Source organism: Nonomuraea sp. NPDC050786 (assembly GCF_040654115.1).
GTDB lineage: Bacteria > Actinomycetota > Actinomycetes > Streptosporangiales > Streptosporangiaceae > Nonomuraea.
Window position 1 is genome coordinate 1 of record NZ_JBFAHJ010000039.1, and the last position, 14,703, is coordinate 14,703.

At 68.6% G+C, this 14,703-nt stretch carries 24 protein-coding genes; 5 read left to right on the forward strand and 19 right to left on the reverse strand.

The features are described 5' to 3' along the window. Positions 1 to 129: 129 nt before the first annotated feature. The 12 genes from AB0H84_RS45520 to AB0H84_RS45575 form a co-directional block, all read right to left on the reverse strand. Entirely contained in the window at positions 130 to 447 is a 318-nt protein-coding gene (locus AB0H84_RS45520) for a hypothetical protein (protein ID WP_357619192.1), read from the reverse strand. After that, on the reverse strand, positions 444 to 662 hold the full coding sequence (locus tag AB0H84_RS45525; protein WP_357619195.1) for a hypothetical protein: 219 nt from the start codon (positions 660 to 662) through the stop codon (positions 444 to 446). The genes AB0H84_RS45520 and AB0H84_RS45525 overlap by 4 nt, the downstream gene beginning before the upstream one ends. Then, positions 659 to 1,234, reverse strand: coding sequence for a hypothetical protein (locus AB0H84_RS45530; protein ID WP_357619197.1), 576 nt, complete (start codon positions 1,232 to 1,234; stop codon positions 659 to 661). The genes AB0H84_RS45525 and AB0H84_RS45530 overlap by 4 nt, the downstream gene beginning before the upstream one ends. Further along, a complete protein-coding gene (locus AB0H84_RS45535) occupies positions 1,231 to 1,620 on the reverse strand; it encodes a hypothetical protein (RefSeq protein ID WP_357619200.1) in 390 nt (129 codons plus the stop codon). Before AB0H84_RS45535 ends, AB0H84_RS45530 begins: the two co-directional genes overlap by 4 nt. Next, positions 1,617 to 1,997, reverse strand: coding sequence for a hypothetical protein (locus AB0H84_RS45540; RefSeq protein WP_357619203.1), 381 nt, complete (start codon positions 1,995 to 1,997; stop codon positions 1,617 to 1,619). The genes AB0H84_RS45535 and AB0H84_RS45540 overlap by 4 nt, the downstream gene beginning before the upstream one ends. Continuing rightward, positions 1,994 to 2,236: a hypothetical protein gene (locus AB0H84_RS45545; protein ID WP_357619206.1), complete on the reverse strand. Its 243-nt coding sequence runs from the start codon at positions 2,234 to 2,236 to the stop codon at positions 1,994 to 1,996. Before AB0H84_RS45545 ends, AB0H84_RS45540 begins: the two co-directional genes overlap by 4 nt. Next, positions 2,233 to 2,694, reverse strand: a complete 462-nt coding sequence (locus AB0H84_RS45550) for a hypothetical protein (RefSeq protein ID WP_357619209.1) — start codon at positions 2,692 to 2,694, stop codon at positions 2,233 to 2,235. The genes AB0H84_RS45545 and AB0H84_RS45550 overlap by 4 nt, the downstream gene beginning before the upstream one ends. Positions 2,695 to 2,782: 88 nt before the next feature. Beyond that, the gene (locus AB0H84_RS45555; RefSeq protein ID WP_357619212.1) at positions 2,783 to 3,160 is read right to left on the reverse strand and encodes a hypothetical protein; all 378 of its coding nucleotides are present in this window, start codon (positions 3,158 to 3,160) and stop codon (positions 2,783 to 2,785) included. Then, positions 3,160 to 4,836, reverse strand: a complete 1,677-nt coding sequence (locus tag AB0H84_RS45560) for a recombinase RecT (RefSeq protein WP_357619215.1) — start codon at positions 4,834 to 4,836, stop codon at positions 3,160 to 3,162. The genes AB0H84_RS45555 and AB0H84_RS45560 overlap by 1 nt, the downstream gene beginning before the upstream one ends. After that, positions 4,826 to 5,767: a YqaJ viral recombinase family protein gene (locus AB0H84_RS45565; protein WP_357619219.1), complete on the reverse strand. Its 942-nt coding sequence runs from the start codon at positions 5,765 to 5,767 to the stop codon at positions 4,826 to 4,828. Before AB0H84_RS45565 ends, AB0H84_RS45560 begins: the two co-directional genes overlap by 11 nt. After that, positions 5,767 to 6,246, reverse strand: a complete 480-nt coding sequence (locus AB0H84_RS45570; protein ID WP_357619222.1) for a hypothetical protein — start codon at positions 6,244 to 6,246, stop codon at positions 5,767 to 5,769. The genes AB0H84_RS45565 and AB0H84_RS45570 overlap by 1 nt, the downstream gene beginning before the upstream one ends. A 5-nt stretch (positions 6,247 to 6,251) precedes the next feature. Continuing rightward, on the reverse strand, positions 6,252 to 6,446 hold the full coding sequence (locus AB0H84_RS45575; RefSeq protein ID WP_357619225.1) for a hypothetical protein: 195 nt from the start codon (positions 6,444 to 6,446) through the stop codon (positions 6,252 to 6,254). 354 nt (positions 6,447 to 6,800) lie between these two features. On the opposite strand from AB0H84_RS45575, the gene AB0H84_RS45580 reads away from it, so the two are divergent. Then, complete coding sequence (locus tag AB0H84_RS45580; protein ID WP_357619228.1) at positions 6,801 to 7,274, forward strand: hypothetical protein; 474 nt, start codon at positions 6,801 to 6,803, stop codon at positions 7,272 to 7,274. Between the two features lie 5 nt (positions 7,275 to 7,279). Here AB0H84_RS45580 and AB0H84_RS45585 read toward each other — a convergent pair whose 3' ends face one another. Together AB0H84_RS45585 and AB0H84_RS45590 are read right to left on the reverse strand one after the other, a co-directional pair. Then, positions 7,280 to 8,233 (reverse strand): LuxR C-terminal-related transcriptional regulator, encoded by a 954-nt coding sequence (locus AB0H84_RS45585; protein ID WP_357619231.1) that lies wholly within the window; start codon positions 8,231 to 8,233, stop codon positions 7,280 to 7,282. A 305-nt stretch (positions 8,234 to 8,538) separates the two neighbouring features. Continuing rightward, a complete protein-coding gene (locus AB0H84_RS45590; RefSeq protein ID WP_357619234.1) occupies positions 8,539 to 8,862 on the reverse strand; it encodes a hypothetical protein in 324 nt (107 codons plus the stop codon). Between the two features lie 256 nt (positions 8,863 to 9,118). Here AB0H84_RS45590 and AB0H84_RS45595 point away from each other — a divergent pair, with 256 nt between their 5' ends. After that, positions 9,119 to 9,361 (forward strand): hypothetical protein, encoded by a 243-nt coding sequence (locus AB0H84_RS45595; protein ID WP_357619236.1) that lies wholly within the window; start codon positions 9,119 to 9,121, stop codon positions 9,359 to 9,361. On the opposite strand, the gene AB0H84_RS45600 is transcribed toward AB0H84_RS45595, so the two are convergent. The 5 genes from AB0H84_RS45600 to AB0H84_RS45620 form a co-directional block, all read right to left on the reverse strand. Next, positions 9,358 to 9,573, reverse strand: a complete 216-nt coding sequence (locus AB0H84_RS45600) for a DUF397 domain-containing protein (RefSeq protein ID WP_357619239.1) — start codon at positions 9,571 to 9,573, stop codon at positions 9,358 to 9,360. The genes AB0H84_RS45595 and AB0H84_RS45600 overlap by 4 nt on opposite strands. After that, a complete protein-coding gene (locus AB0H84_RS45605; RefSeq protein WP_357619539.1) occupies positions 9,573 to 10,376 on the reverse strand; it encodes a helix-turn-helix transcriptional regulator in 804 nt (267 codons plus the stop codon). Before AB0H84_RS45605 ends, AB0H84_RS45600 begins: the two co-directional genes overlap by 1 nt. Before the next feature lie 102 nt (positions 10,377 to 10,478). After that, positions 10,479 to 10,967: a winged helix-turn-helix domain-containing protein gene (locus AB0H84_RS45610; protein ID WP_357619242.1), complete on the reverse strand. Its 489-nt coding sequence runs from the start codon at positions 10,965 to 10,967 to the stop codon at positions 10,479 to 10,481. 160 nt (positions 10,968 to 11,127) lie between these two features. Continuing rightward, positions 11,128 to 11,544 (reverse strand): ASCH domain-containing protein, encoded by a 417-nt coding sequence (locus tag AB0H84_RS45615; protein ID WP_357619245.1) that lies wholly within the window; start codon positions 11,542 to 11,544, stop codon positions 11,128 to 11,130. Further along, positions 11,545 to 12,063 (reverse strand): hypothetical protein, encoded by a 519-nt coding sequence (locus tag AB0H84_RS45620; RefSeq protein WP_357619248.1) that lies wholly within the window; start codon positions 12,061 to 12,063, stop codon positions 11,545 to 11,547. Positions 12,064 to 12,395: 332 nt separating this feature from the next. On the opposite strand from AB0H84_RS45620, the gene AB0H84_RS45625 reads away from it, so the two are divergent. The 3 genes from AB0H84_RS45625 to AB0H84_RS45635 all read left to right on the forward strand — a co-directional run bounded on the left by AB0H84_RS45625 (position 12,396) and on the right by AB0H84_RS45635 (position 14,638). Beyond that, on the forward strand, positions 12,396 to 12,803 hold the full coding sequence (locus tag AB0H84_RS45625; RefSeq protein ID WP_357619250.1) for a hypothetical protein: 408 nt from the start codon (positions 12,396 to 12,398) through the stop codon (positions 12,801 to 12,803). Between the two features lie 78 nt (positions 12,804 to 12,881). Then, positions 12,882 to 13,691: an AAA family ATPase gene (locus AB0H84_RS45630; protein ID WP_357619253.1), complete on the forward strand. Its 810-nt coding sequence runs from the start codon at positions 12,882 to 12,884 to the stop codon at positions 13,689 to 13,691. Continuing rightward, positions 13,688 to 14,638, forward strand: coding sequence for a hypothetical protein (locus tag AB0H84_RS45635; protein WP_357619256.1), 951 nt, complete (start codon positions 13,688 to 13,690; stop codon positions 14,636 to 14,638). The genes AB0H84_RS45630 and AB0H84_RS45635 overlap by 4 nt, the downstream gene beginning before the upstream one ends. The last annotated feature ends 65 nt before the right edge of the window (positions 14,639 to 14,703 follow it).

Sequence of the window (14,703 nt, forward strand, 5' to 3'; positions counted from 1 at the left end):
CGGCGCGAGCTCGCGCGCGACGCTGCTCCTTTTCCTCGGGCGTTTCGCCGATGTCGGAGCCAGGCCCGCAGAACAGCGACACGTGTTCGTCTCGGCACGCGGCCTTGTCCAGGAAGTCGGTGAGCCAGCTCATCGCGGCGGCTCCTCACGGTCCGGGTCGAGCAGGCCCATCGCGTCCGCTGCGGCGAGGTACCTGTCAACCGTCCGCTTGTCCTTGCCCATCCGCCTGGCGATCTCGTGCCGGTTGAAGCCCGCTTTGAACTCGTCGGCGGCTCGTTTGACGAGCGCGTACGCGTCGGGCGTGGTCGGCATCCACGCCGGACCGTTGCGGACGGTGGGCCGGACCTCGAACCCGGCTGCGTGCAGCGCTCGCAGGAGCCGCCGCGGGGTGGGATGAGGGCGGGCCAGCTCCTTGCTGAGGACGGTCGCCGCCGATCGCATGGTCATGCTCTCTCCTGGATGGTGTGGTGGTGGACGTTCGGGTGGTTGGCCAGCCGCAGCGCGGCGTCGAGGTCGGCCGCGGTGAGGTCGCGGCCCTCGACGACCGCCACGGCGCGGGTGCGGTCGCCGTTCCAAACGGCGGCGCGCGGCCTCTCAGGCATGCGGGGCCGCTGGCGGTTCCGCCAACGTCGCTCGTCAGCGACGTCGGATGGGGTCTTCACGCTGCCTCCTTTCGGTGCATGGTGATGTGGGCGAGCACGTGGCGGTGCTCGGCCGGGACATGGACCTCGGGGTGGCCGAGGAGGTCGAGGAGGAGCCAGCGCGCCCAGGCGGCGTCGCACTCGTCCTCGCTGGGGAACCGGGCGCCCGCGTACTCGAGGGCGGCGTCGCTCATCTGGCGCTTGGAAGCGTCGGCGTCCCCCGTGGCGTACATCTTCAGGTGCTTGACGTTGATGACGGCGATGGCGATCCCGGCCCGCCAGCAGCCGAGCCGCACCGTCCCGCCAATCTCGGCGAGCCGGTGCGTACCCGATGACCGCTTCTGAAAGGCGTAGTCCTCAATCCCGATCGCTTCCACGCCCGTGGCGAGGATGTGGCGCATGCACTCGCCATCGACGTGGTCCATCCGCCGCATGTTGTCCGCCAGCGTCCGCTTCTGCCCCTTCTTCACGCTGACCTTGGGCGCGGTGATGAGGCAGGTGGTGCCGTCCGGCAGAGCCAAGCCCGTCTTCTCGGCGGCCTGGTCGAGCCCGGCCACCCGCGGTGCCGGCCCGGCCGGCGGCTGGATGGTCACTGTGGGTCTCCCTCCTTCGCAGGGGTGCTGTTCTGATCGCGCAGGGCGGCCAGTTCGGTCTGCGCGTCCCGCAGATCCCGCTCGAGCTCGGCGAGCTGGCGTGCGGTCTGGTGTTGTGTGATCTGGCTCTGCCGGGCGTGTTCGTACAGGTTGTCGTACGCGTCTTTGAGGCGGTCGGTCCGCTCCAGACGGCGGAGGTCCCCAATGAAGAAGCCTGCGGTCAGCCCGGCACCGGCGCCCAGGGCCAGGCAGATGATGGCGGTGACGAAGGCGGCCACTCCCTGGTTGGCGAGCGAGAGCAGCCAGGTGCCTGCGCCGAGCCCGGCCAGCCCGGCGAGCAGCGCCGCGCTGGGAGAGCCGGGCCGGCGCGCGGGCGGCTGCATCATGCCGACTCGCTGGCGGGAGGTTCCAGCGCTTCCAGCACTTCCTCCAGCGTGCGGCCGTTCCTGTCGTTCCAGCTCGTCAGCCACCACTTCGGGCTGAGCTCGTCGTCCTCGGGGTTGCGGCCCAGGCTGGTGGCGATCTCGTCCATAAGGTTGTGTGCCGCGTCCCATCGAGCGCGGAAGGCGGCATCGCGGCGGCGAGGCTTCTTGGCGGCCAAGGCGAACGGCGGGAGACCCGCGCCACGGCCGATCGCCTCGATCAGGCAACATCCGGTCTTGCCGGGCTGGTTGTTGGCGAAGGTACTTTGGACCCAGCCGTCACTGCGCAGCACGACGATGGCGGCCGGGCGGATCGTGTCCGGGCTGATGGTGGTGCTCATGTGGTTACCTTTCGAGGGGTGATTCCTGCGTTGGCCAGGTCTTCGGCCGTGCACGGAGCGACGCCGATCTCCTGGCCGGGGTGGTCGAGCGCGGCCTTCACGAACGCCGCCGCCGCGCCGAGGAGCGGCAGCGGGTGTTCCGGGTCGAGTGCGACGCCGTTGACGAACACCAGCCAGAACAGGCCGGACTTCCATCTGGAGTCGATCGCCGCCGCGGCGGGGTCAGTCAGCGTGTTCACGTGGCCGGGCCCTCCTCGCCGGCGGCGCTCTGGGCGAGCAGGCCGGTCAGGTTGCCGAGGATCGGCATCGTGCACAGTTCCCCGGCGGGCACGTGCGTGCCGTTCGCGTCGTGGACAGGGCCGCGCACCTTGTCCACGACCGCGATCCGGCCGCACGCGCACACGAACGTGGGCGGCTCCTCGCCGGTGTCGGCCTTCATCTCCTCCTCGCCGCCGAGGAACGCGACCAGTTGGGCCCGGCTGGCCACCAGGACCGCGAGGTGCTTCTCGGTATCGGCTCGCGCCTCAGCGAACTGCCTGTCCACATCGGCGCGGCGGCGGTCGAGTTCGGTGAGGTGCCGCTCAGCGACTGCGATGGAGTTGTCCACCTGCTCGACGCCCTGCCTGAGGTAGGAGCGGACGGCGGGTGTGGTGACGTCGAGAGTGCCGGGCTGCTCGGAGAGGGTGTCGATCGACATCCGATCTTCCTTTCTCGGGGGGTTGGGGGGTGTTGGGGGCCGGCTGAGCGCCCCGGCCTCGTACGTGCTCAGGGCGCCCGGCCGGGGCTTATGTGGTACGGGTCGTGACGACGTAGCCGCCCATGCAGTACCAAGGCAGACGCCGGGCGATCCGGCAGCCGGTGCACTTGCACTCGGCCTGCTCGTCCCGCGCACCGTCAGCGGTGTAGGCCCGAGTGGCGTGCCCGTCCAGCTCCTCGCGCAGCGTGCCGAGGAGCATGTCGCATTCGGCCCGCAGCTCGGCCAGGTCTTCGGCGAGGATGGCTTCGCGGCAGTCGCACGCGGTTCGGTGGTTGGTGCAGGTTTCGACGCGGGAGTCGAGCGTGTTCTTCGGGGGCGGCTGGCTGACGTACAGGTGGAAGGTCGGCCGGGAGTGCCCGTTGAAGAATGGGACGATGTGCGGGAGGGCGATCTCCTTGGACGGCATCAGGAGGCACCTCCCTGCTGCGCGACGGCCTGCCGGTAGTCCTCCGGCGTGACCTGGCCCTTGTCCGGGTCGGCGCAGAGCGCCGTGAGGAAGGCTTCCAGGTGGGGGTTGGACACCTCGTCCAGCCTGGTGAGGGGCTGCTTGCTGCGGCGCTTGGTGTTGGCGTTGACCCACATGCACATGGCGGGCGTCAGCTCGTTGCGGGTGCCGCCCAGGTCGGACCAGACCTGCCAGACCCGCATCTTCAGGTCCTCACGGCGGGCCTGCGCCTCGGGTTCGAGCTTGGCGATCGCCTCGTCGGCCTTTGCCGCGGTTAGCTGGGCGGTCGAGGTGACCTTGACGTTGCAGGTGTTCAGCAGCCACAAGAAGCGGGCGTCGCCGCTGATGCCCGCCTCACCGAACAGCGTGTTCAGCTTGGTGAGGGTCTGCCGGTTGGCAGCGCCGACCGGACGCCCTTGTGGCTGCTCCGGCTCGGGCTGTTCTGGCGCGGGAGGAGCCGGTGCAGGCGGGGCCGGCGCGGTGGCGGGCTCAGCCGTGGGAGGCTGCGGGGCTTCCTGGCTCGGCGCGTCTGGCGCAGGCGGTGGCGTCTGCTCGTTCAGGTAGAGGCCCTTGTTGACCGCGTCCAGCACCTTCCGGATGTCGTCCCGCTTCATCTCCCGAGGGTGGGTGAGCTGACGGTCCAGGGCCTTCGACGCGTACGCGAGCATCGCCGGGCCGAGGACGCCCTTGGACTTGAGCGCGGTCCCGAGCGCGTCCAGCAGCTCGTCCTTGGACGCCTCGTCCTCGTCGTTGGCGGGGCTGTCCAGGCGTTCGGCGATGAGCCGGATCACGGAACGGGGCCGCGGCTCCTCCTGCTGCCCGCCGCCGTCGTCGTCGGCGCCGCCGTCGCCCTCCCGGTCATGGTGGACGGTGACCTGGAGGATGTCGGCGCGCGGGTCGTCGTCGATGCGGGTGCCCTCGTCGGCGTATGCGGCGGTGACCAGCTCGATCGTCTGCGGCAGCAGCTTGACCAACCTGGCCCGGATCATGGTCTTCTTGCCCTGCTCGTCGAACTCGGGCGAGTATTCGCCGTGCTCGTACCAGGGGCCGCCTCCCCTGGTCATGGCGTGCTTGTCGCGGTGGCGTACCATCTGCGCGTGCGTCATCGGCTCGGTGACGTGCAGTTCTCCCCGGTACTTCGCCATCGCGAAGTAGTCCGTGGTCGGCCGCTGGTCGCGGCGCGGGTCGCGCCGGTTGGGCTCGTAGAGGACGCGCCACTCGCCGTCGAACCACGACCTGAATTCGTCGCCCTCCTTGACGGCGTACGCGCCCATGAGGGTGGTGGCGGGGTCGCGGTAGCCGATGTCGGTGAAGCCCTTGTAGCCGACGATGAGCGTCGCCTCGAGCCGACCGCCTGCCTTCTTGTTCTTCATCGGAATCAGCCAGGCGTGGCCGAGCGCGGGGACGTGCGGACGCAGGTTGAGCTGCGCACATGTCACCAGCCCGCCGATCACGCTGGGGGCGTAGACGGTGGCCAGGTCCGGGTTGTTGGCGAGCGCATTGCGCGCGTCCTGGAGAAACCGTTCGACGCGGACGCCGGGCGGCAGCGCCTCGCGGAACACCAGCTCGTAGTCGGTGATCGTGTCGTCCAGCTTCGCCAGCTTGTCCTTCTGGTACTCGGTGAGTTCAAACCCCATCGGGGTCTCCTTCCAGGGCAGGAAGCTCGATCGTTTTGAGGTTGCGCACGGCCTGGATGTGCGGGTGGGGGCCGGAGTTGCGGCGGCGGGTGGCGATGAGCTGGCCGTTGAGGTACAGCTTCTTCGCGCGCCCGGCCTCGGCCGCCATGTCGGCCTTCGCGCCGGTCAGCTCCTTCTCGGCCGCGTTGAGCGCGAGCTGGGCCTTGACGTAGCGGACGCCGACCTTGTCCGAGACGCTGATGGACAGACCCTCGTCGATCTCTGGGTGCGCGGCGCGAAGCGCCCGGTAGGTGTGCGGGTGGTGGTCGAGCGGCGGCATGACGCCCCACAGCAGGTTCCTGCGGAACTCGGCGACCTGCGCGACCAACGCGTGGGCCGCCTCCGGGTCGTACTTGACGACGTACTCCTCGAACTCGAGTCCGGGTCCGATCATGGGTACGTACCAGCGGTCCACCTGGTGGATGTGCGCGTACCACATGGACTGCACCCAGTACGGGAGCGGGATCTCATCGGTGCCGGGCTCGCCCCACTCGTCGCGGTAGCGGGCCGACTTGTACTCGCCGCCCGCGATCAGCCGGCCCTGGTAGTAGGCGAGGGCGTCGGGGTTGGTGAGCATCCAGCCGTTCACGTACGTGCCGGGGTGGTCCACGATCTCCCACTCCGGGTGGCACTTGCGGAAGTAAGCGGCGAGCGAGGGTTCGAGGAGGTTGCCGCGTTCGGCGTCCTCGCCCGTCTCCTCGCGCTCGACGCGGCCGGTGAGGATCATCGCCAGTCCGTACGGGGAGATGAAGGTGCTGAATCCGAGGGCGGCGGCGGCGTCGGTGCCGCCCATGCGTGGCCCGTCTTCGGCCATGCGGGTGGCGAGCCATTCGGGGCTGCCTGGCTCGAACCGGCCGAGCCACGTGGGGGTGTCGGTGACGGTGGTGGTCATCAGAACGGCGGCTCGTCGGAGAAGTCCGGGTAGTCCCGCGCCTCCGTGGACTGCTCCGGCGGCTGACCCTTGCGAGTGACCAGGAACAGCTTGGTCGAGTTGTTGAGCATGGTCGCCGGGTCGTCCCACGGGACGGGGTCGGCGAAGTAGTTGTGGGCGTGCCGGCCCTCCTCGTTGACGAGGACCACTGTCCTAAGCTCGCCTTCGGTGTCTCGGCTGGCGAGGGCGAACCACCACGTGTCGTCCGCTTCCCATACGTCCCCCGGCTGCGGTGGCCAGTTCGGCGGCGGGACAGGGGTGACCGTCACGCCGACATGGTCGAGCGGGATGTGAAGGATGGTGCTGGTCTGGGAGCCGTTCGGGCCGACGAGCTTCACGGTGATGTCGGTGGTGCCGCCTCGCTCGGAGGTGGTGCCGACGACGAGGATGTTCTCCAGGGTGATGTTGTAGCGGCGGCCGGTCTCGTAGTAGGTGCTCATCGCGGTCAGGCCCCCTGCTCGGCGAGGACGGCACGGGCGGCGGCGATGTGCCGCTCGGCGGCGCCGGGGCCGATCTGCTGGATGAGGAGGGTGCGGGCGGTGCCGACGACGGGGCACATGGGGTCGTGGTCGGTGGCGGCGATGAGTGCGAGGTCGGCGGCGCGGTTGGCGGCGCGTTCGTCGTGGGGGTTGCTGGTCACTGCGTCTCTCCCTGGGTTGGTTGGCGGTTCCGCCAACGTATGGACAGGTGCGGAATGTGGCGTTTCCGCTGGTGGTGGTGTCTGCCGTGAGACTTGGTGATCTTGGTGGTGCGTGTCTCGCGACAAGTCCAGACTACGCCTCAGAGACGCGCCTGTCACGCGCCGATTGCGTCGCTTGCGTCGCATTTGGCCAGCACTGCAAGATCAACAAGCCGATGTTAATGATCTTGACAGGTGGCGTTGAGACGCGACCGACGCCAACCCGGGTGATACGCTCGCGTCGATCCCAGTCCGCCACGAGGGGATACCGCCACCATGCCACCCGCCACCAGAACATCTAAGCTCAGCCCCGAAATGGCGCTCATCGTCCGCCACCGCAGACGCGAGGGCACCCCCGAACCCGAACTCGGAATCCGCCCCCTCGCCCGCAAAATCAGCAGAGCCTCCGGCCACAAGTTCGGCGAGCAATACTGGCGCCGCCGCGAATCCGGCGAGGTCACCGACATCTCGGACAAGGACCTCGCCTGGATGGCCTGGGCCGTGGACGTCCCCGCCGACGAGCTGGCCGCCACCGGCCGCACCGACGCCGCCGAACTGCTCCGCCAGATCCACGCCGACCAGCAGGCCACGACCGCCCAGACGCCCGATGACCAGCTCGACCTGTCGGACGCACTGGAACGCATCGTTCACCAGAGGATGGAGAAGGTCCGGAAGCTGCCCGGCGTCACCAAGGAGGACGCCGCCCGGATCGAGAAGTTCCTCCGGCAGCGCATCGAGCAGGCGCTGGACGACACCGAGGCCAGGGTCGAAGCGCTGAAGCGCAGCTGATCAGGTCAGTTCATCCAGCGGGTCGCCGCGTGCCGGATCAGCTCGTTCCGTGACCGCACCCCGGCCCGCTGTTGCAGGTCCGTCAACCGCCGCTGCACCGTCCGCACGCCGGCCCCGAGGATGCGCGCGATCCGCTCGTTGGTCGCGCCGGAGACGAGAAGCCCGACGATGTGCTTCTCCTCGACGCTGAACTCCTCGTTCAGCAGTTCGTTGCCGCCGGCCAGGGGGGTCGCCGCCGTCCAACACTGCTCGAACACCATCTGATGGGCGATCAGCTCCGTCCCGCGCGTGATCAGATGTGTGGACAGTTTGTCGTCATGGTCGCGCGCGTAGGCGGGTACCAGCGCCCGCTCGCCATCCGCGATGATCAGCTTGTAGGGGAGCGACGGCGCGATGCGGATCTCCGCGTTCGGCAGATCCATGGTGTTGCGGATTCCCTCGAGGGCGCGGTCGTCGTCCACGACGGCCTGCTCATACAAGACCCGCCGGCGTGGCATGCGGATCGTTCCATCTTCACCGCGGCGGGCGTCGTCGCCGGGGGTGTGCACGTTGGTGAGCGGGATGTACGGGTCCGTGATGAACTTGTCCAGGGTCTGTGCGGCTGATAACTCCAGCTCGTCCATGCACGCTTGGAGCTGGGTGCGGGAGGTCAGTAGCACCACCGGGCCGGTGCTGCCGGGCCGGTGAGCGAGATCATAGATTTCTTGCAGCTCGGCCACCCGCGCCTTGGCCGCGAACAGCGCCGCTTCCTTCTCCCGCACGAGCCGCTGGAACGCCTGGTCAGGACGGCGCACGTCCAGTGGTTCGCCCGATACCAGTCCTAACCGGCGCAGGCCCTCCAGGGCGTCGGCCGCCTCGGCGCCGAACCGATCGACCAGCGTCTCCAGGTCGGTGCGCGGATTCGCGGCCAGGTAGCGGAACACCTGCTCCTCCCGCGCGTCCATGCCCAGCGGTGTCACATCGCCTCCCCGTGATGTTCTCTTTGCCCCCGACTCGTGTCATCTGACGCTTGAGTGACGTATGAGGTTGGCATCGCGCTGTCCCCAGCGGTACAGCCTGCGCCAGTTGCTGACCCACCGCACCTCGGCGACCAGCTGGACACCCGCGCGCAGGGGAACGCACACCCACACGGCCGCAAAGGCGATCATCGAGTCGGTAAGCGCTTGCTCGGAGTGCGCCAGCAACGCAACCGGAGCGGCCAGCCCCGCGACAAGAGTCATCGCGTGGGCTGGCCAACGTGCGCGTACGAGCCTTGCCGGGGCGCTCACCAGCCGCCCTGGTCGCCGTTTGCCTGCTCCAGGTGCATGACGGTGACCGTGGTGGTGGTCTCGGTCACCGTCTTGGTGACGGTCCGGGAGCCGTCCGGGTTGGTGACGGTCTCGGTCTTCTCCGTCTTCGTCGTGGTCACGACTGGCTTGGCCGTCGTGGTGGAGCTCGAGCTCGGCGTGGTGGTGGCTGTAGCGGCAGGCGCGGGCGAGCTGCTCGGCGTGGGCTCGTCGGCGGAGGCCGCGGCGGTCAGGGTGGTGAGCGCGAGTATCGTTCCAGCGCACACGAGGCCGAGTGTGCGGATGCGCCCAGCGAAGCTCATGGACTGGTCACTCCCTGTGGTGGTTTGCGGGTGCGAGGTAATCCGCGCCCGAGGGTTTTGGTGCTGAAGTGACATGTGTAAACGTTCATGTCATGTCGTGTCCACGGGTACAGGTGGCCGGAGCGTGACATGGCACATGTCGGCCATATGAGCACAACAGGCCAGCACGATGGCATATCGCGGCAATGCCGCACATGGGATACGTTGAGCCACGCCATTAGTAAGGGTTCTTCACCACGATGCACGGGGGTCCCCGATGAAACGGGCAGTCCGTATCCGCAGCGTCACTGTTAGCGTCACCATCGCCGGGGTCGCCGCCATCGCCATGGTGCTCGTGAACGCCGATCTCAGCCCGGCCGCGCTGCTCGGCATCGGCGTGCTGGTCGTCGCCGCCGCCGCAGGAGTGCTGTGGGACGTCCTGCGGCGGCCCACGCCGCGCCCGCCCCTCTCAGAGGCGTACCAGCGCGGCTACGACAGCGTGGACCCTCCCCGCGGCTAAGGCGCCGCGTGCCAGCCCGGATGCCATTCCGGCAGGTCGAACGTGCGCCGGTTCACACCGCGCACAAAGTCCTCCCACTCCCCCGGCGTGAAGTCCAGCACCGGGCCGCCGCGATCACGGCTGTTACGCACCCGCACGCCGCCGTCCTCGCCGCGGCGCACCTCGACGCAGCCGCCCGACTCCGACGCCGTCACCCAATCCCTGCCCAGCACTATCTGATCTCCTCTGCCACCTGCGCGATAAAGGCGGCCGACTCCTCGCCCGGCAACGCCATGCTCTGGAGCCGACCCAGTAGCCGACCGTATTCCCGCACACGCGGCCCGCGATCAACCACCCCTCCCGCACCCGCCTCGATGAACAACGCGTCGCCCAGCCACGGCAGGTTCAGCAGCACGAAACCGCCCGCCATGCCCGGGTGAGCGCCCACCGCCCGCGGCAGCACCTGGATCGTGACGTTCGGCCGGCCCGCCTCCCGCACCAGCCGGTCGAGCTGGTCACGCATCACCTGAGGATCGCCGACGCGCTGCCGCAGCGCGTCTTCGGCGACGACCACGTGCAGCTGGACGGGGTCGTCGCCGAAGACGATCCACTGCCGCGCCAGCCGCGCCCGCACTTTCAACCGGACAAGGGAAGCGTCGTCGTCGAACCGGTCGGCGGCGATCACCGCGTGCGCGTACGCTTCCGTCTGAAGCAGGCCCGGGATCAGCAGCGGTTGCCAGTACCGGATGTGCTGGGCCTCGGTCTCGAGAGCGACATACTCCTCCAGAGCGCCGAGAGCGCGCCGGTGCGGCGCCCAGTACGGGGTGAGGCGGGCGCTGGCGATGAGGTGCAAGGTCTCCTCGCGCACGTCCTCGTTGGCGTCGTACAGGTCAAGCAGCAGCCGCACATCACCTGGGGTGACGTAGCTGTTCTTCCCGCGTTCCAGCCGCGACAGCGCCGACTGAGTGACTCCGGTCTGCTGGGCTACCTGTGCTCCGGTCAGATGTCGGGCTTCGCGTAGCTGGGCGAGGCGCATGCCGAGCACGGTCAGACGGTACGGAGGGCTGATTCGTGACTCAGGCATGCGGACAATTCTTCCGCCGATCATCCATGGACAGTAGACCCAGCTTGCTGGCGTTCACCGGCCAGCACGGCGATCCCGGCTCGGGCCGGGGCCGGCGAACCGGCCGCGGCCCGGCAGGTGGTGGATGAGTCCCTCCTGGCGCAGTGGGCGCAGGGCGATGGCGATGGTGATGCCGGCCAGGCCGTAGCGGTCCATCAGCTCCTGCTCGGAGGGGAGCGGGTCGCCCGGCTTGAGCTGGCCGGAGGTGATCGCGGCGCGCAGGTCCTGGACCAGGCGCCGGGATGGCGGGACGGGCGCGCTCGCCGTCCCCTGGGTGACATAGGTGCCTTTGGCGTGCACGGTCTCGACGCGGCCTTCCTCGCGGAGTCGCTCGATGGCGGACCGTACCGTCGTCCGGCCGACGCCGAACCGGGCGCCGAGCTCCATCTCGGACGGCAGCTTGTCGCCGGGCTTGAGCCTGCCCTTGTCGATGTCGGCTGCGATCTCGGCGGCGACCTTGACGTAGACGGCGTCGGCGTGGGTGCGCGACCGGGGCTGGATCATGCTTCTACCGTAACCCGGGACGCGCACCTGTGTATACCTACGCGAAAGGCCCCGGCGGAAGGGGTGGACGTCCCGCCGGGGCCTCGGGTGCGCGGATTATGCAGATCACGCGCATGTACGGAGGCACTCTATGGGTTTGTCGTCTGGTTGACCAGCCTCCTTATGCCACTAGCCCGAGCTTGGCGCGCACCAGAGCCTCCACGTCGGGAGGCACGTCCCAGATGTTCTGCCAGCCTCGGCACGGCACCGGCTCGGCGAGGGGGCGGATGTTGGCCAGCAGCCAGTGAACCTGTCCAGGCTCCGCCCATGGCGACGACGAGTCCTGTACCACGTTGACCAGGTCGGCGACGGCCACGATTGCGCCGAACACGAACCGCTCATCCGGCAGCACAGGCCCGGCCAGCTGGCCGGCGGCGGCGATGATGCGCGGGTCGGCCGCGCCGATCTCGTCCCAGGGCTTCCCGGCGTGGATGGCGATCTCGCCTCGGTGGCGGGTTGCCCATCCGCGGTTCTCGACGGGCTTTAGGTTCGCGGTTATGGCCCAGGCCCACGGATGCCACACCGTTACTGCCTTCACTCAACGCCTCCTTCCAGGGCGAACACCGGACACCTTGGGGTGGGCGGCCTTCCACTTCAGCCAGTCCGGCGAAACCTCGTCGCCGACTGTGTGGATGCGGTCCATCACCTGCACCAGAGTGAGCGGCCCAGGAGACTCCTCGCCACGGATGCGGGGATGCTCCGGCACGTACGTCGGACCGTACTGCCAGGTGCGGCGGCGGTAGCCCCAGTCGCCGTCGCCCCACTTGCGGAAGGTGATCCCGTTCGCGCCGCCGTCGATGTCGAAGGGGCGCTCGGCCATCTTCGCTCTCCAGCGATCGTTGTACCAGTAGGTGATGTACTGGTCCAGGAAGGAGCACAGCAGTTGGGTCTCGTGCTCGTCGGGGCGGTGGTGCTCGTCGTCGATCCGGCCGGAATCGACCGAGACGATGTACGCCCAGCTTGGCCAGGCGTGCCCGATGACGGCGATGCGGAGCTCGGTGAGGGGATCGTCGCGGTCGGCGTCGTATGGCCAATCGGCGGCAGTGGGGGTGATCATGCGTTTTCTTGATCCTTTCTTGTTGTCGGTAGCGCCAACGATGTCAGGCGATGGCGCTCCGCGTGGCTGTGCTGGCTTGTGAGGCTTGATCGGATCTCTTTCGAGCTTACCTCTTGGAGCACCTTTGCATAGGTGCAGATGGACTCTCAGCGCCTCACGAAAACGGACAAAACCGGACATGGCTTTGTCGCGCGACACGCGCAGGACTACGGTAGGGATCACGCCCAGCACAACCACCGCCACACACCACCCGGGAGCGCCACGTGGCCCGCCGACAAACCGACCCCCGCCAGGTCACCTTCCAACCCCCCGAACAAGGCGGAAAGCACTCGTTGGCGAAACCGCGAACGCGCCCCGCCCGCACCAAAGCTGTCCGCTGGATCGACCTCATCAACACCGGCACCCGCCTCGACCCCGACACGATGGAACGCCTCAACGACGCGTGCGACACCACCGGCCTGGGCCTCCAAGGCGTCTGGGAAGCCGCGATCAACTACTACTGCGACCAGCTCGGCGTCCCCGCCGAGATGCCGCCAGGCAGCGAACGGGAACCCATCCCCCGCCCCAGCACGCCACCAGGCGACACGGAGCAGCTCAAGCTCGTCACCACGCGGCTCACCCCGAACACCCGCGCCCGACTCGTGGCCGGCTGTCACGTCGAGGAGCAGGGTGGGCAGGAGTTCATCCCGGCCGCGCTCAACGCGTGGTTCGACCACCTCGACGAGAGCGGGCGGTCCTAGGATGTCGCCGACGCCGAGCTGCACCACCATGACCGGAGGACCGATGAACACCATCGGCAGACACGACGAGATGATGCCGTGACCACGCCCAACACCCCCGTTCAGCTCGACCGCGACGCCGTCGAGGACCAGCTTCGCGGCATCTGGAACCTCCTCACCCCCTCTGATCGGAAGCTGTTCCAGGCCATCGTCGATGCCGTCGGCGTGCGCTCCGTCCGGATTACGGTCGGGAACCTGAAGGGCGGCGCGAACAAGACCACGACCGCCGTTCATCTCGCTCTCGCGCTGGCGCTCACCGGCGACCCTGTTCTCCTGATCGACGGTGACCCGAAGAACCAAAGCGCGCTGATGTGGAAGCTGGGCGCTGGTGAGGACTGGCCGGTCAACCTGACCGTGATGCCGTGGGCGACGCCCGACTTGGCCAAGCGGGTCAAGGCGATGGAGGGCCAGTTCAAGCACCTCGTCATCGACACCAGCCCGCAGCACGCCGACATCCTCGAAGCGGCGCTCATGGTCACCGACACGCTCGTGATCCCGTGCCAGCCGACCCCGATGGACACGGCGCAACTCGACTCAACGTTCAAGAGCGCCGACAAGATCGACATGTTGAAGGACACGCAAGGCGGCGGACTCGCCTCGATCGTGCTGTTCGTCCGGGCCAAGCAGGCGGGCAACTCCGACACCAACCTGCTGCGCAAGAGCTACGACCTGGTCCAAAAGCAGGACTACCCGGCTGTGTCCAAGCCGCTGTACGACTCGCTCAAGTACGCCGAGGCGTTCGGCCAATTCCCCTCCAGCTTCCGAGGGTACGGCCCGGTGATCGCCGAGCTGGTGACCTTCGCACTTGACCTTGACGAGGTACCCGGCCGAACAGGAGAGTCTGCATGACGACGGCGGTGGGCAACGAGGCCGAGGAGGACGCGGACATGTCTCCCCGGCAAGAGCGCGAGGTGGCCCGGCGCCGCCGCAGCACTGCACGGCGGGGCTCCGACGCTGATGAAGCGTTCGATCGGCTGGAGGCTGCGAAGAAGGCTGCGGCCGAGCTCGCGGCACAGCAGGAGGCCGAGTCTGGCGGGCTTGACGCCGAGCCGGTCCTGACAGGGCAGCTTGTGCTGCCGTCCACGGCACTGGCAGACATTCCGGACGCACCCGACTTCACACTGGCGGCCGAGGATGCCGACCGAGCGGCCCAGTTCGCCCACTACGACGCCACAATCTCCCGGGCCCGGGCCAAGGTCGCGAAGGTCCTGACGAAGGCTGAGCGGTACTGGCGGCTGACGGCCGGTCCGGCACTCAAGCAGATCCGGGACGACGGCCTCTACAAGGACGCCGGGTTCGCGTCGTTCGAGCGATACGTGGATGAGCGGTGGGACATGTCCCGGCCGCGGGCCTACCAGCTCATCGACTCCGTTCGGGCGATGGAGGCACTGGAGGGCGTCACCGACGAGGTGCCGAACGAGCGGCAGCTCCGCGCGATCCTGCCGGTGGTCGATGGCCACGGCAAGGAGGCGGCCGAGCAGGTGTGGCGGCTGGCCGAGGAGCGCGGCCGGACGTCCGGGGCGGGCCTGGAGCAGGCGGCGCGGGACCTCGGGTTCCTCCCGTCGCTGGAGGCGCCCAAGCAGGACGAGCCGACGTCGGAGGCGCAGCCAGTGTGGCCGCGCTACGAGCCGATGTTCCGCGCGCTGGACGATCTGCGGGGTCTGCGTCGCGTGGCGACCGAGGTTCCGGAGCGGGCGCGGGAGTTGGCGGCCCGGTTGCGGCAGGCGGCGGCGGAGCTGGAGCGGCAGGCAGCGGCGGAGCTGGAGGCGGATCTCCCGCCCAACGAAGAGAGTTGATCTTGTCTACCAATTCGCGGGATTGGTAGACAAGATCAACTCTCTCGAGGGGCGCCCGTCCGAAT